We start from the raw sequence: 20784 nt of genomic DNA on the forward strand, positions 1-20784 counted from the left end.
GTGCATATGACGCTGTCCTTGACTTGAACCCGGAGTAAATCGTTGTAAGATATCCCGATGCCGCAAATGAAGTTCCGGCAAGGATTTATAATGAAAGAATGGCTGTTGAGCATCTTGAGAAAGCCAAGAAGGTGATTGAGTTTTGCAGGCAAAAACTTGGACTTTAAGGATTGCGGAGGTTATAAAGCAACGCTATCCCGATGCAAAAATTATATTCTTTGGCTCCCGGGTTAGGGGAGATTATCTCAGGGACAGCGACTATGACATTATCATCGTTTCCAAGGCTTTTAAAGGGAAGCATTTCACTAAAAGGTCAAGTGATGTGTTGAGAGCTTTGTGGAATGATGGCATTGTTGGGGATTTTGAAATTCTGTGCTACACTCCGGAGGAGTTTGAGAGAAAGAAGAAAAGCCTTGGAATCGTGCGGGAAGCGTTAAAAGAGGGTTTAGTTATTTGAAGTGGTAGTTTAAAGTTCTCTTTTTCCCTCAAAGAATTCAATAAGCTCTTCATCGCTTATGTCTTCCTCGTACCCAAGTTCCTTCTTCTGGAGTTCTATTAGGCCGGGGGTGAGCAAAAGCTTTCCATTAAGCTTTGGAACGGCATAATGGAGAGTTATCTCGCTGAACTCATCAAGTTTTATCGTTGGGTGCTCTTCATATTCGATTTCTTCCAGCTTTTTTCCTTCTGCTATGAGCTTTGCAACTATAGCTGAACCGTCTATCGAGAACTGCACTTTCCCGATATTTCTTGCCCTTGCCTCCTCAATCTTTGAGGTTATGAACTTCTTCGTCTTTCCTGTGAATTCAAAGTCTCCAAGAATTCCTCCTACAACTATGATCGTTTCTTCCTCTATGTCTTCCGGTTTAAGCTCCTCCTCAGCAAAGGGATCGAGGATTATCATCTTTGAACGATCAAAGGGGAATTCGGTAACGCTCTGTGGAATAACCCCACCTAGTTTGGCAAGCTCCTCTCTTTCCTCAGGTAAAACGTTTGTGAATATGAGTTTATCTCCCCACCACTCGCTTGCATGCTTGTATTCAAGTAGAACCCACTCTCCAAGCTTTTCGAGATGCTCTATTATTAAATACGGCATTTTTCTCACCCAGAAACTTTATGGTGGGGCCGCCGGGATTTGAACCCGGGTCTCCGGCTCCCGAAGCCGGAAGGATAGACCAAGCTACCCCACGGCCCCTCAGCGCTAACTTTCAAGCATCTGGTTATAAATCTTTCCCAACTCTCTTAGCAAAAGATATAAATTTTGAGCGGCATAGTGGTGTAGGATGCCAATGATATCCATAATAGTGCCTACATATAATGAGCGAGAAAACTTGGAGGAGCTATTTGAACGGATAGCGAGAGCTTTAGAAGGAAAAGAGTTTGAAATAATAGTTGTAGATGATGATTCCCCGGACAGAACTTGGCAAAAAGCAGAAGAGCTAGCGAAAAAATATCCCGTAAAGGTTGTAAGAAGAATAAACGAAAGAGGGCTTTCTTCTGCTGTTATCAGAGGTTTCAAAGAAGCTAGGGGAGAAATTTTTGTAGTTATGGATGCTGACTTGCAGCATCCTCCAGAAGTAATCCCCAAGTTGACTGAAGCTATTGAGAACGGAGCTGATATAGCTATAGCAAGCAGGTACGTGAAGGGAGGAAAAGTTGAAAATTGGTACTGGTGGAGAAGACTCATCTCAAAAGGAGCGATAATGATAGGCAGAGTTGCTTTGCCAAAAATAAGGACAATTAGAGATCCCGTGAGCGGGTTTTTTGCTATTAGGAGAGAAGTTATTGAAAACGTTGAGCTCAATCCTGTGGGTTTCAAAATCCTCCTTGAGCTCCTTATAAAGGGCAAGTATTCAAAAGCCGTGGAGATTCCCTTTACCTTTGGGTTAAGGAGTTCTGGAGAAAGTAAGCTGGGTACCAAGCAGATACTGAATTACCTCCACCATCTTTACAGGCTCATGAAGTGGGAGGGAGAGATAGATAGGCTTGTTAAATTCTCCATAGTTGGTTTAAGCGGTATCCTTGTAAATGAAGGCTCTCTTCTGGGGTTTGTCGAGTTTTTGGGATGGGACAAGAGGATAGCAGTAATCCCAGCAACTGAGCTTTCCATATTAAACAATTTTATATGGAATGACCTCTGGACGTTTAGGGATCTAAAGAGAAAGCCAGCTCACCTGCGCTTGCTAAACTTCCATCTTGCCGCACTTACAGGAGCTCTGGTTCAATGGAGTATCTATCTGATTCTTTTATATCTGGGTGTTAACTATCTAATAGCCAACCTCTTTGGCATAGGTGGGTCTTTCATTGTTAGGTTCCTCTTCAATCGGAACATCACATGGGCGTAATTGTTAAATACTCCACTATTGTAAAATTTCAGGGGGAATTGGATGGAGAGTTCTTCAAGCGGATTCTATAGAAGAATTTCTACTGGAGTAAAAGGACTTGACGAACTTATTGGAGGGGGCCTAATCCCTGGGAGGGTTTATGTTGTTACGGGCCCACCCGGAAGTGGCAAAACAACTCTTGGAATTCAGTTTCTTGTGGAAGGCGCGAAAAATGGGGAAAAGGGATTGTATATATCTCTCGTTGACGATTCAAAGACAATAATTCAGGATATGCTTCACTATAAATTTAATCTGCTTTCTTTCCTTAGAAGCAAGAAAATAGTGATATACGATCTGAGTTCTACCATTACGAAGGGGAATACAAAGCCCACTTGGGGAGAAATCCTCGAGGAGATAAAGAGAATCATTCTCCATGAAAATGCAAAAAGAGTTGTCATAGACTCTTTTACCCCATTAGAGTTTATGGTGAAAGATCCAGAAAATAAAAGAAGGGAAATAGTCAGACTGATAAAGCTCCTTTCTACTATGGAAATAACCGGAATTATAATAACCGAAATGATGGAGTCTGATAAATATACGGATGATTATTACGTGGCGAGTGGAGTGATAGTGATGCATCACTTTATGAGGCAGTTCCAAATGGTCAGGGCAATTCAGATACTGAAGATGAGGGGAACTGCACACGATAACAACCTGAAAAAGATAAAGTTCACCGAAGATGGGATAGTTGTGTACAATGAGGCTCCATGGTGATTACTATGAAAAAGGAAGACCTGATAAAAGAGGCATACCGCTTTGGATACTTTGTTGGGTATAAGGGGCACACGGAATGGGTTTCTTGGATAGCTGGAAAGAAAAGAGAGATTTACAGGCGGGCTGAGGAGCTGGGGATATATAAAGAAGTTAAAATTGCCTATGAGAAAGGTCTCCAAGATGGAAAAGAGAGGCGAATGAAGGAGATAACACAGGGGCTGGAAAAACTTGAAGATGAAATCCTGCCAGAAAAACAAAAGGTTGATAATGCTCAGGAAAAGGAAGAGCTTGAAATTGAATTTTCCCGATTTTCAAAAACTCCAAAAATTGTGGAGCCTCCAGAAATACTTGCACTTATAAAAACACTTGAAGCACCTAAACTCCTCTCCCCTCCTAAAATGCTGAGTAAAGAGGACTGACCTCCTCCCCGCCCTGAAAGGCGAGGCTTTCAAAAGAAAAAAGTAAACTTTATTGGTAGTTTTGTTCTATCCTTATTCTGGTGTTATCAATGAGAGAGTTCTTGAAAGAAGCCGAAGTTTTTAATCCGGAAAATGTTTTGGGGTATATCTCAGAAATAAGCAAGTTTCACAGGATACAAGGCTCCAAAGAGCTGGTTGAAGTAGCTAGATACATAATCGAAGAGCTTAGGGTAAACGGCATAAAAGCGGAACTACTTGAAGATTCCTATGACGGGAAAAAATGGCATCTAACCCTTTCTTCTCCAATAGCATGGGATCTAATTTATGGGGAAGTGGAGATAATTGGGAAGAAAATAACAACTTCCAAAACTCCCCTTCTAGTAATGGCACACTCGCCACCCGGAGAAGTAGGGGGAGAAATTATAGCAATAGAAAGAGAGGAAGACTGGGAAAATGCAAATGGCAAGATTGTTATGGTAAATGAGAAGTGGCATGAAAACTACAGAAAGGCGAATGAAAAAAGAGCACTTGCGTTTATCGCTTACAGAAAGGGAACAGGCAAGGCTTTTCCTTATATCGGATTATTTCTGACAAAGAGGGATTTAGAATGGGCGAAAATCCCGGCAGTTGCTCTAAGCGAAGAGATTGCAAACACTGTTACTCAGAAACTAAAGAAGGGTGAGAGGGTAACGGCAAAAATCAGGGTTGACACTCTGATCTCTGAGAGGCAAATTCTTCCAATTGTTTACGCAAGAGTGGGAGAGGCACCATATGTTCTGTTCACAGCCCACATCTGCCACCCAAAGCCGGGTGCAAACGACAATGCAAGCGGAGCGGCAATGCTGATTGAGATAGCTAAGGCGCTTAACAACCTTTACGATGATTCGTTCCGCTTTGGCTTTGCCTTCCTCTGGATTCCGGAGCATTATGGGACGCAGGCATTTATAGAGAAATATGCAAAGCTTGATGATTATTACGTGGCAATAAACCTTGACATGGTTGGAGGAAGTGAAGACAGGGCTGGTTCAACGATAATGGTAATTAGAACTCCATTGTCAAGATTTTCAATAGCTTCTGGGATCTTGGAGTATTATATCAGTCTTGCAAATTCTGAAGGAGAGAGCTTTGGAGGGAGTGCACTGCCGAAAATGAAGGCCAAAAGCTATCCATATGAGGTTGGAAGCGATCATGATGTGTTCAACTTCTTTGGGATTCCAAGCGTAATGCCCATAACCTGGCCTGATAAGTTTTATCACTCAAGCGAGGATAGTGTTGAGAAGATAAGCAAAGAAAGCCTTGAAATCATAGGAAAAGCAGTGCTGGCCACTGCTTTAGCCCTTGCAAAGGGAAAGAAAGAGGATTTAGAAAGATTTGCCAGAGGCTTTACAATGAAGTATCTCGGAGAACTCAGTATTGAAAGGAATCTTGAAGTGGCAGAAAAGTTGGTGATGCTTGGACTGTCAAGGGATTCTAAGTTCTTAGGACTAAACACGGGGCACGAGTTTACTTTTGAACCTTGGCTAAAGTGGAACAGAAAAGGCATAATCTCCCCAAGATCAATAAAGCAAATTGATGAAAAGAAAGGGGAGGAACTGGGAAGAATATTGGAAGATAGAAAAATGGGTGTTTTGCTTCATGAGCTGCTAATGCTCGGAGAGATAATGCCAAAAGAAGACGCGTTCAGAGCTCTGGAAGAGGAGTATGGAAAGTTCGAGAAAGAAAAGCTTGAAAAAGCAGTTGAAATACTAAGATCTTTAGATATCATCGTTTTTTAGCTCTTTCTCAATTTCATTTATCTTTTTGACAACATTTTCCTTAAGTTTTGCCAAAAGTTCTGAAGGTGAGACTGCTGAATAAACATAGCCGAGCCAACCCTTCTGAATAAGCTCCCTCTTGAGCACTCCTCTCTTGTACAAGTTGAGGACATGTTCTCTAACACTTCTCTCGCTTATTCCAAGCTCCTCTTTTATTTCAGTTATCCTCATAGGTGCTTTCTTTTCTAAGAGCAGGCGGTATATTCTAAGTTCGTTTTTCTTGAATCCTAACGTCCTCAATAGTCCCTCAAGCTTATCGTATACATCCCCCATCTTTCTCTCACACCTATGAATATTTAACTTCATACATTTTAAGCCTTACGGTTTAGCTCAACTTTGCCAATATATGTTCCATCTCCAAGAAAAGCCTCTCCTGACGGAGAATCTTTCAAAAATGGAATCATCTTTATACCCTCTCTTACGTCGAATCCTTCTATGTATGGATTTACCGTGGGTAAAATCAGAAAATTCCTGACTTTAAAGAGGCATTTAACCTTCTTGATTGTTCCTCCGATCTTCAAGCTGATTGCAGGATGGATGTGTCCTAGAAAAGCTTTCTCAAAGTCAACTTTTGGAAGATTTTGATGTCCATGGAGGAAGAGCATATCATCTAGTATAAAATGACTAACAACGCTTACATTTTTGAATTCCTTTGTGACTTCTTCTATCTTCCCATCGTGGTTCCCTTTTGTTATGACAATGTTGTAATCCAAAATCTCAGAAAAGAACTCCATCAGTAGTTTTTTGACAAATCTATTCATTCCGAGGGGTTCTTTTATGTCACCTAGAATAATTACCAGATCCGGATCTTTTTCTTTTATAAACTCAGCAAGGCTTTTTTCGAATTTCGTCCTTACCCTTAATCCCCTCGAAAGTTCAAAAGCTATGTGAGGGTCTGCAAGAACAAGAGTCTTTTCAGAAGAAGTTCTCAGTTCAAGAGAAAGCATATCATAAGGGAAGCTTTTCATGATCACCACTTAAAAGAGATATAAAGATTGAAGAGAGATCAGATGATTCCTCTCTCCTTCTTTCTTTGCCTCTTTAGTCTCCTGATCCTCTTTTTAATCCACTTCCACCTCATTCTTCCCTTCTTTTTCCATTTCCTTGGTCTCCTCTTCATGATCATCACCCCGATAATCGTTCCAGACTAAGCTCACTTTGCTTGGTTTTTAAGCTTTTCCATCAAAAGGAATTAGCAAATAGCAAAGACAAAAAGAACAAAATAAAGGAGATTAAAGGAAAATCTGGTCAAGCAGAGCCTTGTCTTTAGTCGAAATTGTATAAATGGCTTTTAAACCTTTATAGCGGATTAGAGATGATTAGAGAGTCTATAGCAAGAATTGTGATACTGTGAAAGGCTTTCTTGGCGTATCTGGCAATTCTGTTGATTTAGAAAATTTTGCAAGTCTGGAATATTGTGCAATGAAGATTTTCTCTTTTTATAAACCTTTACTCGGATAAAGATGGGTTCGATAAGTTATTAACCGCTGAAACCTTAAAATATTAAGGAGGGATCGAAATGAAAGTTGGATTTGTCCAGATGGAGCCAAAGCTTTTGGATCTTAATGCTAACTTGAGCAAAGCTGAAAGATTAATTAGAGAAGCTGCAAGGCAAGGAGCAAAGCTCATTGTTCTTCCAGAACTTTTTGACGTGGGCTACAATTTTGAGACAAAAGAAGAGGTGGAAGAGATAGCCCAGCAGATCCCAGATGGAGAGACTACTCAATTTCTCGTCGAGCAGGCAAGGGAGCATGAAGCATTCATAGTGGCTGGAACCGCTGAGAAAGATGAAAGGGGAAAGCTCTACAACTCTGCTGTTATCGTGGGGCCAATAGGATGGGGCTACATTGGGAAATACCGGAAGATCCATCTTTTCTACAGGGAAAAGCTTTTCTTTGAGCCTGGAAATCTTGGCTTTCACGTTTTTAACATAGGCATTGCAAAAGTTGGGATTATGATATGTTTTGACTGGATCTTCCCAGAGTCGATGAGAACACTTGCCCTTAAAGGGGCTGATGTAGTTGCCCATCCAGCTAATCTGGTTCTTCCATATGCACCAAGGGCTATGCCAATAAGGAGCCTTGAAAATAGAGTATTCAGCATAACCGCAAACAGAATCGGAGAGGAGAGAGGGCTGAGGTTTATAGGCATGAGTCAAATAAACTCACCGAAAGCGGAAATCCTGCTGAGGGCAAGCGAAGATAAGGAAGAAGTGGGAGTCGTTGAGATAAACATCGAAGAGGCAAGGAACAAGAAGCTTAACGAGTTTAATGACATCTTCAAGGATAGAAGGCCCGAATATTATGCTTTGTAACTCCAAAACTTTAATTTTTTAATTGTGGTCTATGAAAGGAGCGATGCATGGAAAAATGATAGACGAACTCTTATCGATAGATAGTGGTGAACTTATTCAGAGAGGAGTGGAAGATGAGAAAACTCTAGAGGAGTTAGTTAAATTAGTGGACTCTTGAAATTATTCGGTTAAGATAAGGATACTACAAGTGCTAAGCGAAATTATACCCAAATTGCCTGCAGAGAAACGCCGATCGATTCTTGATATCCTCTTATCTCCCCTTCTTGAAAACCTCTTTGATGACAATAGAAGAGTCCAAGAATTGAGTTTGAGGGTTTTATCGGCTTTAATAACGGAAGTCTCTCTATTTCCTGAAGAGGCGTTGGAAATTTTTAAAGCGGTGAGTATTCCTCGGTTGCTTGAAGACGACTTTGTGTTTCTTGGATTTGTGGAGATTTTTAAACGGCTGAAATTCATAAAATACCATCCTTCAATACTAACCGCCCTTAATGAGATGACTCTCTCTAAGGACGAAAGAATAAGGGTTCTAGGAGTATGGGGGCTGTGGGGACTTCTTAATTCTGTTATTATGGGAGTTCAGGCTGCTGAAATTTTGGAAAAAATAATATCTAAGATACCTTCTCTGATGGAGAGCCTTGATGAGACAGTGGTGGAAGTTACACTCCAGCTTGTTAAGGAAATCGTTGCAAAATACAGGAATTCAGGGAACATTATACAAAGGGTTATTCCCTGGATAAAGGAAATGAAAGAGCTCAAAAAATCGGGAAGCTGGCTGATAAGAAGCGAACTTGAAAATGCAATTCAGTATTTATCGGAGGTTGTGAGAGAGTACTACCGTGAAAGAATAAATGAGGCATTAAAACTGCTTGAAGAGCTTGTAAAACAAGAGAAGTATGAAGATGCCATCTTTATAGCGGGTTTAATAGGGAATGAGGATATGCTGAGGTGGTTATCTCACAAAATAAACCTTTCGAAGAAGAGAGAAGTAATTGATGATCTTCCGAGAATCGTGAAAGGGCCAAAATATGCTGCCCCTCCTCTTAATCTGCAAGAGAAGACACTCTACATACCAAGTTTGGGTTCCCTCACAATAAGAAGAAGGAAGATAGGCGAGGAAGAGGAAGAAACAGAAGTTGGATTTTCTGGAGGAATTGACAGGAGCAATGAAGGCGCAAAAACTCTAGGTGTGGAAAAGATTTTGGAGAAATTAAGAAGCAACGACCCCACAGAAGTTATAGACGGGATATGGGAATTGTATGAATTATCAAAGAATATAACACCCGAAAATGGAGATGAGTTTCTCATCTTTGTACCAGAGCTGATTAGGATATTCTCATCTTCTCGTAATGAATGGGTAGTGGATAAAGTGAGCATGATACTGGCAAAGATTTTAGCATACTCTTCCTCTAGGAGTTACTTATCTCAAGTGTTAAGCTTTCTTGTTTTGGAAGGAAAAGAAAAAACCAAGGCCGTGAGGTTTTTCAAATACTACCTTTCTCACAAGTGGGATAGAGATGTATGGGCTCTTGTCTGGGAAAAGTTGAAAGATCTACTCATAGACAAAAATACTTCTATTGAAGCCTTAGGCATGCTCAGCAACCTTATCGATGTGATCCCCAGAGAAGAAAAAGATGTTTTAGAGAACATAAACGAAGCTTTGGAGAACCTGAAAATTGAGAGGCCAGAAGAACTTCAAAATGAGATAAACATTCTTAAGGAAAAAATAAATAAAAAGTTAAAAGAGGAAATGGTCAAGTATAAAACGGAATGATGAGTCTGGAGCCCCCTGACCGATGAGGAAGTTTCGCGGGGCTGACCGCAATGATAAAAAGAATACTATGCAAAGACCTCTATGAAGAAATAGAGCGACTTGAACGCTCTGTTGTGGAGCTTGAGGAGCAAATAATTGAGTTAAAGACACAACTCAACATGAAAACCGAAGAGGCCACGAGCCTTTATATCGAAAATCAAAACCTGAGATACAAAATAGAAATGCTAGAAAAAAGTCACAAACAGCTCATTGAGACGCTTAAAAAAATGAAAATTCCATTTGTTGTCATAAATGAGGATGAGTTTGAGGATATCGACCTCCCCGGTGAGTAGTCTCTGAGTGTCTGTCTGCATGGTCTTTATGTATCGAATATGGCTTGTAATGTTATGTAATATATCTAATCAAAGAATCAATGTTTCGGAAGAAACTTATAGAATATACTTCCTTATTAAAAATATTAAAACAAGTTAGCATCATACCTAAATATTATCCAATATGTGTTTATGATTTTTGATATTATTTTATGTTAAGTCATAAAGTATTTGCATTAGTGAAAATTTTATTTACAAGATTCCGAAAAAGTTAAATAGGACGAAGTCTAAATAGTTAGGAATAACGCTGTTATATAATAACTTTTTACTAGCTTAACTTATAATAACAACTCATTACTTAAAATTAACAAAACTTACTGGGGTCAGCATTCGGGGAGGTCGTTTTATGAGGAGGTCTAGAGTTGAGATAATTGCGGATATAATCCGCGCTGCCAATGGGGTTGGCGCAACAAAAACCCAGATAGTATACAGGGCTAACCTCAACTTCAAACTTGCGAGTAGGTACCTCGAGTACCTCATAGAGAACGGCTATATCCAAGAAATAGAACGGGGTAGGAAAAAGGTATTCATTTCAACAGAAAAGGGTCAAGCCTTTCTTAGAAAGTTCTTTGAGATAACCCGGGATATACGCAGCTTTCTTTGAAATTTTACTTTTATCAAAAATCTGTTTGTGACCAGTTGGCTAAATTGGGAGTTAAAGCTCACCAGTAACTTTGTTCCGGATCATAGTTACTGAATTTTGCATCATTAACATCCGTCAGTAACATGTTTTAGTAAGTTCTTTTCTGTTGGCTTAAATACCGGCTGAACCATAGTATTCAATTGGGGGATACACCCCCACAACAGGAGGTATGGGATATGAAAGCAGTGTTTGTTGCTATGTTGTTGGTCGGCCTGATGGCCGTTGGAGTTGGAGCAGGGACTTGGGCCTACTTCAGCGACACCGAGACAAGCAGCGGCAACTACATCGCCGCGGGGACTCTGGAACTTAAACTAGGAGATGGAGGCAGCAACTGGTACGACGACCCGGACATACCAAGCTATACCATCAACGATGTGTACCCAGGCTGGAGTGACTGGGTCGACTTCTATGCCAAAAACTTCGGATCGATTGATGGGGACCTCTACATGAAAGTCACATACACTGAGAGTGGTGGAGACAACCCCGAGGCTGAAGGCACTCCCGATGATGCAGTCCTCGACGATAACCTCTACGTTGCGGTATACGTAGATGGCGTTCTCCAAGACAACCAGACCCTCTCTTGGTGGCAGAGCCAGGGATACTATTCACTTGGAGATTTAGCCGCTGGGAACATGGCTCATATAAAGATCGAGGTGTACATACCCACTACCGTCGGGAACGAGATACAGGGAGACAGTGTAACTGTTGACGTTGAGTTCAAGCTCATGCAGGATGGAGCATCTCCGTGACCCCCTTTACTTCTTTTCAGGGGTGACCAGAGATGAGAAGCATTGCAGTGGCCTTCCTCCTCATCGGCCTTGTATTTGCAGGGGCCGGCTACGGCACGTGGGCGGTCTACCAGGACACCGAAACCAGTGAAGGGAACTACGTGCAGGCTGGGACTTTGGACATCTACCTCACAGACCACCCGGATCCAAATTCCCAGTGGATATGGCTATACATGTTTCCAGGAGATACCGACTATCATCCAGGAATAGACGGGCAAGTGGCTATATACAACAATGGCACTCTCATGGGAGACCACATAGAGATTTCCTTTGAATTCAAGTGCTACGAGGATAACGATGGGGACATCTTTGTTGATCTCTGGGGCCAGGACTTCACTTATAATTCCTCAAAGCACATTGTAGGGCCAGAATCAGATACCAACCAGTCAGGAATAGGAACATGGCTGGAAGAGATTACAGCTGACTTGGCCTATGAGCACGGGTTGAACTACACAACTCTCTGTGAGGACTGTACTCTGGAGGAGCTTAGCAACCAGATATTCACTGTGAGCGACGTTCCTTTAAACAATGGAGTCGATTATGCGTTACTGGACATAACCATAAATGGGGTTGAAAACAAGAATACCCCACAGAACGACTGGCAGGGTGACGTCTGCGAAATGATAATACACGTCGCCCTCGCCCAAGCCCCAGGACAGACGGTACTCACTCCAGGAGGCGTTGTCGTCTACGGGCCAGGAATGGTTCCACTGTACCAGTCCTCATGAGGCCGAGGCCGATGAGGTCGCTCTCCATCCTCTTTTTATTTGTAGCATTGGCGTTCGTCATGTACAGCTCGATGATTTACGTGACTATTCAGAATGCTCCCTCAGGAGGTGTTCTCATCTCTGCCGAGAACACTGCTAAAACCAGTAGGATGGTCTCAAACTCCCGGGAGATACTCAACTTGACGGTTTCCAATGATTCGGCTGTTGTCGGGCAATCCATCGGCCTGACGAATACGAAAATTTCCTACGAAGGGCTTCTGAACACGATCGAGGTAATCATCAAATTGAATCTCCTAATCATTGCTCTTTCGGTGTTTCTTCTCGTAATAACCTCGCTGGTGGTTAAATGATGAAGAAGCTTCTCATCGTAATGGTCATCCTATCATCGGTTCTCTCTTTCTACTCATACTACGGTACTTTTTCGTACTTCTCGGACACCGCAACTATAGAGAACGTAACCATAACCGCCGGCGTCTGGGAGAAGCCGGAAGTTGAGGTTCTCTACTCCAATCCAGTCCTGTTCCTTTACTGTAGGGGGATTTCAAAGGACCTGAGCTTTAACGTAACTCCTAGGGGCTGGAAGACAGATACGCAAGAGACTGTGTTGGTATCACATAGCGGTGTGGAGTGCCATGAGTTATCTTGCGTAGGCATGCTCACGAACATATGGATCCGGCCCGTTGAGGGGAACGTTACTCTGGAGAGGGTTTTAATAAGCTGGGATGGCGGAGGAAAGCTGGAAGAGTTCTGGGTAGGTCTTTATGGTGTTGAGGGAATAAACCAGACCTCTCCAGCGAGCTTTCCTATGAACAAAGAGCTTAGGGACGGCAAATGGTATCCAGTAACCTTCAAGTTCAGGAACATGGGGCTGAGAGACAGTTACTCCTTCAGGATAACGTTTATCTTCGAAGGCAACTACAGTAGGACAATCAGCTTCTGGCTGGGGGATGAAGAGTGAAGATCCGCTCGCTTCTACTTCTGCTCATTGTCCTACCTTTTACCATGGCTATCCCATATCTTCTAAGCCTAACACCTATGGTAGTCCTTAGTGGCTCGATGGTTCCCTACTTCAACCCTGGGGACATAGTGTTGCTCGAAAGAACAGACCCGGCACAGGTGAAGGTAGGGGACGTCATAGCATTTAACCCTCCCGATGCGAAGGACAAAACAACCTTCGTTACCCACAGGGTTGTGGACGTTATCAAAAAGAACGGGACGCTTTACTTTAAGACGAAAGGTGATAACAACGAAGATGTGGATCCTTTCCTCGTGTCCCAGCAGAACGTTTACGGAAAGGCCGTCTTTTCAATCCCAAAGCTGGGCTTTTTGACACGTCACAACCCCAACAGGCGGGTCAGACTTCTATTTTATCTATTCACGATCCTAATACCCGGAATTGGAGTCATCATGACTGAGCTCCCTAAGATAATCTACTACTCCCCAAAGCTGGATAAAATACTAACTAGGATCTCCATCAGGAGGTCGAGATCAAGAGAAGTAGTGAACCTCCCTCGACTTTTAGGGATATTCTTGGTGTCTCTTGTGTTCTTCACGATCCTGCTTCCCCCATCCATCGAGAACGGGAAGAACACTGGGAGGCTGTCCGTTCTGGTTCTTAGACAGGGAGTTCCCGATTATGAACTCGTCCATCCTGGTGAGGACATCGGTGGTGAGTACGACTATGCCGTTAATTCGATTCTCCCCGTGATGTGGATCGTGCGTATCTATGAAGTCAATCCTTTTATACTAAAAGAACTCAATATTATACTATCACTGGCTATAACTATCCTATCCTTTCCTATCTGGGTAAAGGAGGAGTTAAGGTTTAGAATCGAGAGGAGGAGGAACAAATATGCTATCCGCAGGGTATAAGAAGGGGTTCTTTTTCAGGAAGTACGGAGTTGCACTCACAGTTTTGCTGTTTCTGACCGCCTTCTTCTCTGCCTATGCGTACCTCACAACCCCTTCAAGCGTACAGAAAACAAGAATAGTGACCCAGAACCTTTATTCCTGGGAAGGAAGAATAAGTGGGATGGGGATTGTCAGCGAGAGCAACCCCTTGTGGCCGGAGGGCTCTCTGGTGTTCCTCCCCCTGTATCCTCAAGACCTGTTTTCAAAGAGCAAACTGGAGTTCTCGTTCAATGTTTCGGGCAAAGAAGTGAACCTCACCCTCACTAGGACGTTTAAAGTTGTTTATTACATAGCCTACGACGAAAACAGGATATTTGAGAGTACGTATACAAGTCTCGTCAAAAGCGAAAGTGGAAGGGGTTTCAGGGAGACAATAACGCTCAACGTAACTGACCTGTACCGAGAACTTGAAGCAATGAGATCTTACCTCAGGTTACCAAAGGAGGAGATAGGTGTTGATTTAGTCGGCGAGGTCAGGTATTCAGGTAAAATCGACGGAGTCTCTGTTAAGGGCAACCAGACGTTCAGGGGGGAGATAAACTTCCCATATCCTGGCTTTTACTCTATAAAAGGAGATTCAAAAAACTCAACCGTGACTACCTCGAGAGAAGTACTCTACACCGTGGAGGTCAATCAGAAAAGGCGCACGGTCTACAAGGCCACTGCCATTGCTTCTTCAGTAGTTGGACTGCTTTCCCTTGTTCTGTGGGTGAGTGCTAGGAAAACAAAAATTCCTGAGGACATTATGGAATACCTTGAACAGAGAAAGAGGCTCGAAAAGTGGATAAGCCGAGGACACCTTGAAAATTTCATACCCTATGCCAAAATACGGATGGAGACGCTCAAAGATCTCGTAGACTCAGCCATAGATATGGATGAAAGAGTTGTACATGATGAAAGTTCCGACATGTTCTTCTTCATCAAAGAGGGCATAATGTACTATTACACCATCCCTGAAGATCAAATGGAAGAACCGAAACATTAATTAGCACCCCTTCATTTTTAGAGTTAGCTTTATGCGAGAGGTGATTCTCATGATCATGGATATGAGTACAAGGATGTTTAAGGAAGAAGGGTGGGTAAGAAAAACCTGTAAGGTCTGTGGAAAGCCTTTCTGGACACTGGATCCTGATAGAGAAACCTGCGGAGATCCTCCCTGTGATGAGTATGAATTCATAGGAAACCCGGGCATACCGAGGAAGTATACTCTTGACGAGATGCGTGAGAAGTTCTTGAGCTTTTTCGAGAGAAAGGGACATGGAAGGGTGAAACGCTACCCCGTCTTACCCAGATGGAGGGACGATGTTCTTTTAGTTGGAGCGAGCATAATGGACTTCCAACCATGGGTTATAAGCGGTGAAGCCGATCCTCCCGCAAATCCACTCACGATAAGCCAGCCCTCAATAAGGTTCACCGACATAGACAACGTCGGCATAACCGGCAGACACTTCACGATATTTGAGATGATGGCTCATCATGCTTTCAACTATCCGGGAAAGCCAATTTATTGGATGGATGAGACTGTTGAATACGCTTACGAGTTTTTCACTAAAGACCTAGGGATGAAGGGGGAGGACATAACCTTCAAGGAAAACCCATGGGCTGGTGGAGGAAACGCTGGCCCGGCATTTGAGGTTCTCTATCGCGGTTTAGAAGTTGCTACTTTGGTCTTCATGCAGTATAAGCTAGCTCCTCCAGATGCTGATCCTTCTCAAGTTGTGGAGATTAAGGGTGATAAATACGTCCCGATGGAGACTAGAGTGGTTGATACCGGATACGGCCTTGAGAGGCTTGTCTGGATGAGTCAGGGCACTCCAACTGCCTACGATGCAGTCTTGGACTATGTGGTTGAACCCCTTAAAAAGATGGCTGGAATTGAGAAAATAGACGATAGAATCCTTATGGAGAACTCAAAATTAGCGGGAATGTTTGATATTGAAGATATGGGTGATTTGAGAGTATTGAGAGAGACGGTTGCAAAGAGAGTTGGAATTGATCCAGATGAACTTACGAGACTCGTTAGACCATACGAACTAATATACGCAATAGCCGACCATACAAAGGCCCTGACCTTTATGCTTTCTGATGGCGTTGTTCCCTCTAACGTTAAAGCGGGTTACCTCGCTAGGCTACTCATAAGAAAGAGCATAAGACACCTTAGGGAACTTGGTTTGGAAATCCCCCTCAGCGAAATAGTTGCAATGCATATAAAGGCTCTACACAAGACCTTCCCAGAGTTTAAGGAAATGGAAGACGTTGTTCTAGACATGGTGAATGTAGAAGAGAAGAAATACGCAGAGACTCTAAAGAGAGGAAGTGGATTAGTCAGGAGAGAAATCGAGAAGCTCAAAAAGCAGGGCATCAACGAACTTCCGCTTGAAAAGCTTATCCTCTTCTATGAAAGCCACGGCTTGACTCCTGAAATCGTTAAGGAAGTAGCTGAAAAAGAAGGCATGAAAGTCAAGGTTCCGGACAACTTCTACAGCCTAGTTGCCAAAGAGGCTGAAAAGACTGCCAAAAAAGAAGAGGAGAAAAGAATAGTGGACTTTGAGCTAGTCCAAGATTTACCAGATACGAGAACCCTCTACTACGAGGATCCGTTTATGAAGGAGTTTGATGCAAAAGTGCTTAGGGTAATAGATGACTGGGTGGTTTTGGATCAGACAGCGTTTTATCCCGAGGGCGGAGGTCAACCATGCGATTTGGGGGAGCTAAATGGTGTTAAGGTACTTGATGTCCAGAAAGTTGGCAAAGTAATTCTCCATAAGGTGGAGAAGCCTGAAGACTTCAAAGAGGGAGACAGCGTTCACGGAAAAATCGACTGGCAGAGGAGAATACAGCACATGAGGCATCACACAGGAACTCACGTTCTCATGGGGGCTCTTGTAAGGGTTCTTGGAAAGCACGTCTGGCAAGCTGGCTCCCAATTAAGCACGGATTGGGCTAGATTGGACATAGCTCACTACAAGCGCATCAGCGAAGAGGAGCTCAAGGAGATAGAGCTCTTAGCAAATAGGGTTGTGATGGAAGATAGAGAGGTAAAATGGGAATGGTTGCCGAGAACTGAGGCAGAGCAAAAGTATGGCTTTAGGCTTTACCAGGGTGGAATTGTGCCGGGGAGGATAATTAGAATTTTGAACATTAAAGACTGGGATGTACAGGCATGCGGTGGTACCCACCTGCCTAGAACGGGTTTAATAGGCCCGATAAAGATACTAAGGACTGAGAGAATACAGGATGGGGTGGAGAGGATAATCTTCACATGTGGTGAAGCAACCATCAAGGAGTGGCAAAAGGAGAGGGAGATATTAAGCAGAACGAGTGAAGTGTTTAGAGTGCCCCCAGAGAAACTGCCAGAAACTGCAGAGAGGTTCTTTGAAGAATGGAAGCAAGCAAGAAAAGAAGTTGAAAAGCTCAATAAGGAGCTTGCAAAGCTTTTAGTCTATGAGCTCGAGAGCAAAGTTGAAAAGATAGGGGAGATTGAGTTCATTGGAGCCGTGGTTGAGGGGGATATAGATCATCTGAGGGAGGCTGCCCTGAGCCTTAAGAAGGCAAACAGGGTTGTTGCTTTGATAAGTGAAGACAGCAAAGCCGTTGTGGTCAGCGTTGGGGATGGAGTGCCGCATAGAGCCGGGGATTTGATAAAGATAATCACGAAGGTCGCCGGTGGCGGTGGAGGAGGTAAGAAAGATCTTGCTCAAGGAAAGATAAAGAACGTCCTAAAGGCCAAGGAAGCTCTGGGAGAGCTTAAAAAGGCTCTCTAATTTTTCAAATTTTTGGAGGGTTTAAGATCAAAATAAGAGCTCTTACTGAAGAATTAAGCAAAATAGCTGGGGAGATGGGGTTTAAGGCAGTTAAAGAGTTTCCCACAATGGATAATGCGAGAATAGATTTGGCGATTCTAAGAGAGGACGAAAAAATTCTGGCAATTGAGTTTGAGAACTCTTATAAATGGATAAAGCAGAGAATTCTTTACAATGCAATAAAGGCCCACCGTGCTGGCTTTAAACACCTCTGGGTAGTGTATCCTTTTAGAGACGAGCCTTTAAGGAACAGCTGGGTAAAGGAATATCTCAGAGAACTTGGAGTGGAAGTAGAGGTTATCTCCCCGGAGAAAATTGAAGATAGAGTAAAAGAATTTTTGGCTTCATTATAAACCTGTAGGATTGTCAATAAACACAGTCTTTACCCCAAACTTTTCTCTTAGGATGGGCATTAGGGCCTTAACTCCAAGGGTTTCCGTTGCATAGTGGCCGGCGGCTATAACACTTAACCTCCCCTCTTTGGCCGTATGGTAATCATCGTGTAAAAATTCACCAGTTATGAAAAGATCAACTCCTTTTTCTATGGCCTCTGGAATGGCAAATCCTCCCCTGCCGCTGACCACTGCAACGCTTTTTACTTCCTCGACCCCAAATTCATAGGCCTTCACGTAGTCAGTTTTCAGCTTCTCTACAAGTATCTGAGCAACCAATGGCAAAGGCTTTGGTTCGTCGAATTCTGAGGTATAACCTATGTTCAGTCCGTTATACTCTCCGAAGGGTTCTCTTGGTTCTAATCCCAAAAGTCTCAAAAGCTGGACGTTGTTGCCCACCTTGGGATGGACATCAAGGGGCAAATGAGCAGCATAGAGGTTTATCTCATTTTCGAGAAGGAACTTAAGCCTTTTTTGCACAAGACCTCTAACGTACTCTATTCCTCCCCATATTAAGCCATGGTGGACTATCAGCATATCTGCTCCTAAAGCTTTGGCTTTAATAAAGGTGTCCATACAGGCATCAACTGCAAAGGCAACCTTTTCTACCTCCTCTTTGCCCTCTACCTGCAGACCATTGCGTGATTTGTCGGGAAAAGAGTTTATGGTTAGAAACTCATCGAGAAAGCTTACGATTTTGTCTCTGCTTGTCATTTTCTTCACCGAAATTAGTACGTTCTAATGCTTAAAACACTTTCAGGTGAAGACTTTTAAATGCCCGTACTATCTTATGAACGTGATGAGGATGGAAGAAAAATATAGGAAAGCCTGCGAGGAAATTGCAGGGGCTATAATATCTGGTGAGATTAGGGATAGGAGAGAGCTTAACAAGTTTAAGGTTAAGATAGCGAGGAAATATCACCTATCAAAGATTCCCACTAACTCAGACGTTCTTAGGGTGATGAGCAAAGAAGAGAGGGAGAAGTTTAAGGACTTTCTCAAAAAGAAGCCAACTAGGACGATAAGTGGTGTGGCTGTTGTAGCGATGATGACAAAGCCCTTCCCATGTCCTCATGGTAGGTGTATTTATTGTCCCGGCGGTCCAAGTGAAGGCTCTCCCCAAAGCTACACGGGGAAAGAACCCTCTGCCTTAAGGGCTCTTCAGAACGCTTATCATCCCTATCTGATAATGATGAATCGCTTAAAACAGCTCTACGATATTGGTCACGACATAGACAAAGTCGAAGTTATCATACAGGGGGGAACGTTTCCTGCTGTGGATTTGGACTATCAGGAGTGGTTCATAAAAGAGGCCTTCAAGGCTATGAATGACTTTCCACACTTTAAAGATATCGAGAATCTTGAAGAAAAGATTAGAAAGGCCGTCCTTTTTGGCGAGATTGATAGAGATCCCCTCTTTAGAAAAGCCTGGGAGAGAACTCACAGGAAGCCGTACTACTATCTTGAGGAAGAACAGAGGAAGAATGAGAAGGCAAAAGTTAGAATGGTTGGGTTAACTATCGAAACAAGGCCCGATTGGGCCATGGAAAAACAGATTGACAGAATGCTTAAACTCGGCACCACGAGAGTTGAGCTTGGGGTTCAGACGGTCTTCAACTTCATTTATGAGAGGGTTAAGAGGGGGCACACCGTTGAGGATACGGTAAAAGCCACACAGCTCCTAAAAGACGCTGGTCTCAAGATAAACTACCACATGATGCCGGGCTTGCCGGGGAGCAACTTTGAGAGAGACTTAAAGGCCTTCCAAATAATCTTCGAAGATGAGCGTTTCAGGCCTGATATGCTTAAAATTTATCCAACTTTGGTCACCAAGGATACACTCCTTTATAGATGGTATAAGGAAGGGAAATACAGGCCTTATACAACTGAAGAGGCCGTTGAGCTGCTTGTTGAGGTTTACAAACTCCTTCCAAAATGGGTTAGGGTTATGAGGATTCAAAGAGATATCCCGGTTCAGCTTGTTGAGGCTGGTGTGAAGCACTCCAATCTCGGCCAGTTGGTGTTTAATGAGCTCATAAAGAGGGGTATAAGGCCAAGAGAGATCCGTTTTAGGGAAGTTGGTCACCAGATGCAGAAGTTTGGAGTTCAGCCAGAAATTGAGCACATCAAATTGCTGAGGGAGGATTATAAAGCGAGCGAAGGGCAAGAGATTTTCTTGAGCTTCGAGGATGTGAAGAATGATATCTTAATAGGATTCATAAGACTCAGAATTCCAAGCGAAAAGGCCCATAGAAAGGAGATAAACTGTTGTCCGTCAGCGATTGTTAGGGAACTCCACGTTTACGGTCCATTAGTGCCGATAGGTGGAAAACCCAAATACGAGTGGCAGCACAGAGGGTATGGAAGAGAACTTTTAGCCGAAGCGGAGAGGATAGCGAGGGAAGAGTTCGACGTAAAGAAGATGCTCATCATAAGCGGCGTTGGTGTTAGGGAATATTACAGAAAGTTTGGTTATAGAAAAGACGGCCCCTACGTAAGTAAGAGGCTCGATAAGAAAGGATACGCCAACTTTGTAAAAAGCGAAGAGTTTGATGGGCATCTGAATACCTGAGCTAAAACGTCGTGCACTTTCATCTCTCTTATTAAGTTTTCTTTTTTACTTTGTTCAGTGGTTTGTTGTTTTTACTTTTGTCTTTTTGTTTTTTCCAATGGTAAATTTTATATAGTTTGAGTACTTATTATTTGTGAAGATTTCCTCATACTTGGGGGGGGCG

The 20784-nt window shown here is 42.9% G+C and carries 22 protein-coding genes and 1 tRNA gene; 18 read left to right on the plus strand and 5 right to left on the minus strand.

Going from position 1 to position 20784, the window contains the following annotated elements:
* Positions 1-142: 142 nt before the first annotated feature.
* Positions 143-457, plus strand: coding sequence for a nucleotidyltransferase domain-containing protein (locus ACZ5NL_RS06790; protein WP_464841532.1), 315 nt, complete (start codon positions 143-145; stop codon positions 455-457).
* A 9-nt stretch (positions 458-466) separates the two neighbouring features.
* Here ACZ5NL_RS06790 and ACZ5NL_RS06795 read toward each other — a convergent pair whose 3' ends face one another.
* Together ACZ5NL_RS06795 and ACZ5NL_RS06800 are read right to left on the minus strand one after the other, a co-directional pair.
* Positions 467-1093 carry a hypothetical protein gene (locus ACZ5NL_RS06795; protein WP_464841533.1) on the minus strand — a complete coding sequence of 209 codons (627 nt, stop codon included), beginning with the start codon at positions 1091-1093 and terminating at the stop codon, positions 467-469.
* Between the two features lie 21 nt (positions 1094-1114).
* Positions 1115-1192: transfer RNA gene (locus ACZ5NL_RS06800), tRNA-Pro, on the minus strand.
* Between the two features lie 94 nt (positions 1193-1286).
* Here ACZ5NL_RS06800 and ACZ5NL_RS06805 point away from each other — a divergent pair.
* The 4 genes from ACZ5NL_RS06805 to ACZ5NL_RS06820 all read left to right on the plus strand — a co-directional run bounded on the left by ACZ5NL_RS06805 (position 1287) and on the right by ACZ5NL_RS06820 (position 5289).
* Complete coding sequence (locus ACZ5NL_RS06805; RefSeq protein WP_464843372.1) at positions 1287-2342, plus strand: glycosyltransferase; 1056 nt, start codon at positions 1287-1289, stop codon at positions 2340-2342.
* Positions 2343-2384: 42 nt separating this feature from the next.
* On the plus strand, positions 2385-3095 hold the full coding sequence (locus tag ACZ5NL_RS06810) for an RAD55 family ATPase (protein WP_464841534.1): 711 nt from the start codon (positions 2385-2387) through the stop codon (positions 3093-3095).
* A gap of 5 nt (positions 3096-3100) precedes the next feature.
* Positions 3101-3514: a hypothetical protein gene (locus ACZ5NL_RS06815; protein WP_464841535.1), complete on the plus strand. Its 414-nt coding sequence runs from the start codon at positions 3101-3103 to the stop codon at positions 3512-3514.
* An 89-nt stretch (positions 3515-3603) separates the two neighbouring features.
* On the plus strand, positions 3604-5289 hold the full coding sequence (locus ACZ5NL_RS06820; protein ID WP_464841536.1) for a DUF4910 domain-containing protein: 1686 nt from the start codon (positions 3604-3606) through the stop codon (positions 5287-5289).
* On the opposite strand, the gene ACZ5NL_RS06825 is transcribed toward ACZ5NL_RS06820, so the two are convergent.
* Positions 5269-5601, minus strand: a complete 333-nt coding sequence (locus tag ACZ5NL_RS06825; RefSeq protein WP_464843374.1) for a helix-turn-helix domain-containing protein — start codon at positions 5599-5601, stop codon at positions 5269-5271. The two genes, ACZ5NL_RS06820 and ACZ5NL_RS06825, sit on opposite strands and share 21 nt — an antisense overlap.
* A 38-nt stretch (positions 5602-5639) precedes the next feature.
* On the minus strand, positions 5640-6296 hold the full coding sequence (locus ACZ5NL_RS06830) for a metallophosphoesterase (protein ID WP_464841537.1): 657 nt from the start codon (positions 6294-6296) through the stop codon (positions 5640-5642).
* A gap of 551 nt (positions 6297-6847) precedes the next feature.
* Here ACZ5NL_RS06830 and ACZ5NL_RS06835 point away from each other — a divergent pair.
* The 12 genes from ACZ5NL_RS06835 to ACZ5NL_RS06890 all read left to right on the plus strand — a co-directional run bounded on the left by ACZ5NL_RS06835 (position 6848) and on the right by ACZ5NL_RS06890 (position 18010).
* A complete protein-coding gene (locus tag ACZ5NL_RS06835) occupies positions 6848-7642 on the plus strand; it encodes a nitrilase (RefSeq protein WP_464841538.1) in 795 nt (264 codons plus the stop codon).
* A 187-nt stretch (positions 7643-7829) separates the two neighbouring features.
* Positions 7830-9413 carry a hypothetical protein gene (locus tag ACZ5NL_RS06840; RefSeq protein WP_464841539.1) on the plus strand — a complete coding sequence of 528 codons (1584 nt, stop codon included), beginning with the start codon at positions 7830-7832 and terminating at the stop codon, positions 9411-9413.
* A 50-nt stretch (positions 9414-9463) separates the two neighbouring features.
* Positions 9464-9745 carry a hypothetical protein gene (locus ACZ5NL_RS06845; RefSeq protein ID WP_464841540.1) on the plus strand — a complete coding sequence of 94 codons (282 nt, stop codon included), beginning with the start codon at positions 9464-9466 and terminating at the stop codon, positions 9743-9745.
* A gap of 385 nt (positions 9746-10130) precedes the next feature.
* Positions 10131-10388 carry a winged helix-turn-helix domain-containing protein gene (locus ACZ5NL_RS06850; RefSeq protein WP_464841541.1) on the plus strand — a complete coding sequence of 86 codons (258 nt, stop codon included), beginning with the start codon at positions 10131-10133 and terminating at the stop codon, positions 10386-10388.
* A gap of 215 nt (positions 10389-10603) precedes the next feature.
* The gene (locus tag ACZ5NL_RS06855; RefSeq protein WP_464841542.1) at positions 10604-11176 is read left to right on the plus strand and encodes a TasA family protein; all 573 of its coding nucleotides are present in this window, start codon (positions 10604-10606) and stop codon (positions 11174-11176) included.
* A gap of 32 nt (positions 11177-11208) precedes the next feature.
* Positions 11209-11943, plus strand: a complete 735-nt coding sequence (locus ACZ5NL_RS06860; protein ID WP_464841543.1) for a TasA family protein — start codon at positions 11209-11211, stop codon at positions 11941-11943.
* A gap of 59 nt (positions 11944-12002) precedes the next feature.
* Positions 12003-12293, plus strand: coding sequence for a hypothetical protein (locus tag ACZ5NL_RS06865; RefSeq protein WP_464841544.1), 291 nt, complete (start codon positions 12003-12005; stop codon positions 12291-12293).
* Entirely contained in the window at positions 12290-12901 is a 612-nt protein-coding gene (locus tag ACZ5NL_RS06870; protein WP_464841545.1) for a SipW-dependent-type signal peptide-containing protein, read from the plus strand. The genes ACZ5NL_RS06865 and ACZ5NL_RS06870 overlap by 4 nt, the downstream gene beginning before the upstream one ends.
* Positions 12902-12978: 77 nt before the next feature.
* Positions 12979-13815 (plus strand): signal peptidase I, encoded by an 837-nt coding sequence (locus ACZ5NL_RS06875; protein WP_464843375.1) that lies wholly within the window; start codon positions 12979-12981, stop codon positions 13813-13815.
* Complete coding sequence (locus ACZ5NL_RS06880) at positions 13796-14839, plus strand: DUF5305 family protein (RefSeq protein ID WP_464841546.1); 1044 nt, start codon at positions 13796-13798, stop codon at positions 14837-14839. The genes ACZ5NL_RS06875 and ACZ5NL_RS06880 overlap by 20 nt, the downstream gene beginning before the upstream one ends.
* A 49-nt stretch (positions 14840-14888) precedes the next feature.
* Positions 14889-17618: an alanine--tRNA ligase gene (alaS, locus tag ACZ5NL_RS06885; protein ID WP_464841547.1), complete on the plus strand. Its 2730-nt coding sequence runs from the start codon at positions 14889-14891 to the stop codon at positions 17616-17618.
* Between the two features lie 74 nt (positions 17619-17692).
* On the plus strand, positions 17693-18010 hold the full coding sequence (locus ACZ5NL_RS06890) for a hypothetical protein (RefSeq protein WP_464841548.1): 318 nt from the start codon (positions 17693-17695) through the stop codon (positions 18008-18010).
* Here ACZ5NL_RS06890 and ACZ5NL_RS06895 read toward each other — a convergent pair.
* Positions 18005-18763 (minus strand): Nif3-like dinuclear metal center hexameric protein, encoded by a 759-nt coding sequence (locus ACZ5NL_RS06895; RefSeq protein ID WP_464843376.1) that lies wholly within the window; start codon positions 18761-18763, stop codon positions 18005-18007. The genes ACZ5NL_RS06890 and ACZ5NL_RS06895 overlap by 6 nt on opposite strands.
* Positions 18764-18854: 91 nt before the next feature.
* Between ACZ5NL_RS06895 and ACZ5NL_RS06900 the strand changes: the two genes are divergently transcribed.
* Positions 18855-20621, plus strand: a complete 1767-nt coding sequence (locus ACZ5NL_RS06900; protein WP_464843377.1) for a tRNA uridine(34) 5-carboxymethylaminomethyl modification radical SAM/GNAT enzyme Elp3 — start codon at positions 18855-18857, stop codon at positions 20619-20621.
* Positions 20622-20784: the final 163 nt, after the last annotated feature.

It is taken from the genome of Thermococcus aegaeus, from assembly GCF_055393685.1.

Excerpts from the sequence above, each read along its gene's own strand:
- ACZ5NL_RS06795 (WP_464841533.1), bottom strand. The coding sequence starts at position 1,093 with ATGCCGTATTTAATAATAGAGCATCTCGAAAAGCTTGGAGAGTGGGTT.
- ACZ5NL_RS06805 (WP_464843372.1), top strand. The coding sequence starts at position 1,287 with ATGATATCCATAATAGTGCCTACATATAATGAGCGAGAAAACTTGGAG.
- ACZ5NL_RS06810 (WP_464841534.1), top strand. The coding sequence starts at position 2,385 with ATGGAGAGTTCTTCAAGCGGATTCTATAGAAGAATTTCTACTGGAGTA.
- ACZ5NL_RS06815 (WP_464841535.1), top strand. The coding sequence starts at position 3,101 with ATGAAAAAGGAAGACCTGATAAAAGAGGCATACCGCTTTGGATACTTT.
- ACZ5NL_RS06820 (WP_464841536.1), top strand. The coding sequence starts at position 3,604 with ATGAGAGAGTTCTTGAAAGAAGCCGAAGTTTTTAATCCGGAAAATGTT.
- ACZ5NL_RS06825 (WP_464843374.1), bottom strand. The coding sequence starts at position 5,601 with ATGGGGGATGTATACGATAAGCTTGAGGGACTATTGAGGACGTTAGGA.
- ACZ5NL_RS06830 (WP_464841537.1), bottom strand. The coding sequence starts at position 6,296 with ATGAAAAGCTTCCCTTATGATATGCTTTCTCTTGAACTGAGAACTTCT.
- ACZ5NL_RS06835 (WP_464841538.1), top strand. The coding sequence starts at position 6,848 with ATGAAAGTTGGATTTGTCCAGATGGAGCCAAAGCTTTTGGATCTTAAT.
- ACZ5NL_RS06845 (WP_464841540.1), top strand. The coding sequence starts at position 9,464 with ATGATAAAAAGAATACTATGCAAAGACCTCTATGAAGAAATAGAGCGA.
- ACZ5NL_RS06850 (WP_464841541.1), top strand. The coding sequence starts at position 10,131 with ATGAGGAGGTCTAGAGTTGAGATAATTGCGGATATAATCCGCGCTGCC.
- ACZ5NL_RS06855 (WP_464841542.1), top strand. The coding sequence starts at position 10,604 with ATGAAAGCAGTGTTTGTTGCTATGTTGTTGGTCGGCCTGATGGCCGTT.
- ACZ5NL_RS06860 (WP_464841543.1), top strand. The coding sequence starts at position 11,209 with ATGAGAAGCATTGCAGTGGCCTTCCTCCTCATCGGCCTTGTATTTGCA.
- ACZ5NL_RS06865 (WP_464841544.1), top strand. The coding sequence starts at position 12,003 with ATGTACAGCTCGATGATTTACGTGACTATTCAGAATGCTCCCTCAGGA.
- ACZ5NL_RS06870 (WP_464841545.1), top strand. The coding sequence starts at position 12,290 with ATGATGAAGAAGCTTCTCATCGTAATGGTCATCCTATCATCGGTTCTC.
- ACZ5NL_RS06875 (WP_464843375.1), top strand. The coding sequence starts at position 12,979 with ATGGTAGTCCTTAGTGGCTCGATGGTTCCCTACTTCAACCCTGGGGAC.
- ACZ5NL_RS06880 (WP_464841546.1), top strand. The coding sequence starts at position 13,796 with ATGCTATCCGCAGGGTATAAGAAGGGGTTCTTTTTCAGGAAGTACGGA.
- alaS (WP_464841547.1), top strand. The coding sequence starts at position 14,889 with ATGATCATGGATATGAGTACAAGGATGTTTAAGGAAGAAGGGTGGGTA.
- ACZ5NL_RS06890 (WP_464841548.1), top strand. The coding sequence starts at position 17,693 with ATGGGGTTTAAGGCAGTTAAAGAGTTTCCCACAATGGATAATGCGAGA.
- ACZ5NL_RS06895 (WP_464843376.1), bottom strand. The coding sequence starts at position 18,763 with ATGACAAGCAGAGACAAAATCGTAAGCTTTCTCGATGAGTTTCTAACC.
- ACZ5NL_RS06900 (WP_464843377.1), top strand. The coding sequence starts at position 18,855 with ATGGAAGAAAAATATAGGAAAGCCTGCGAGGAAATTGCAGGGGCTATA.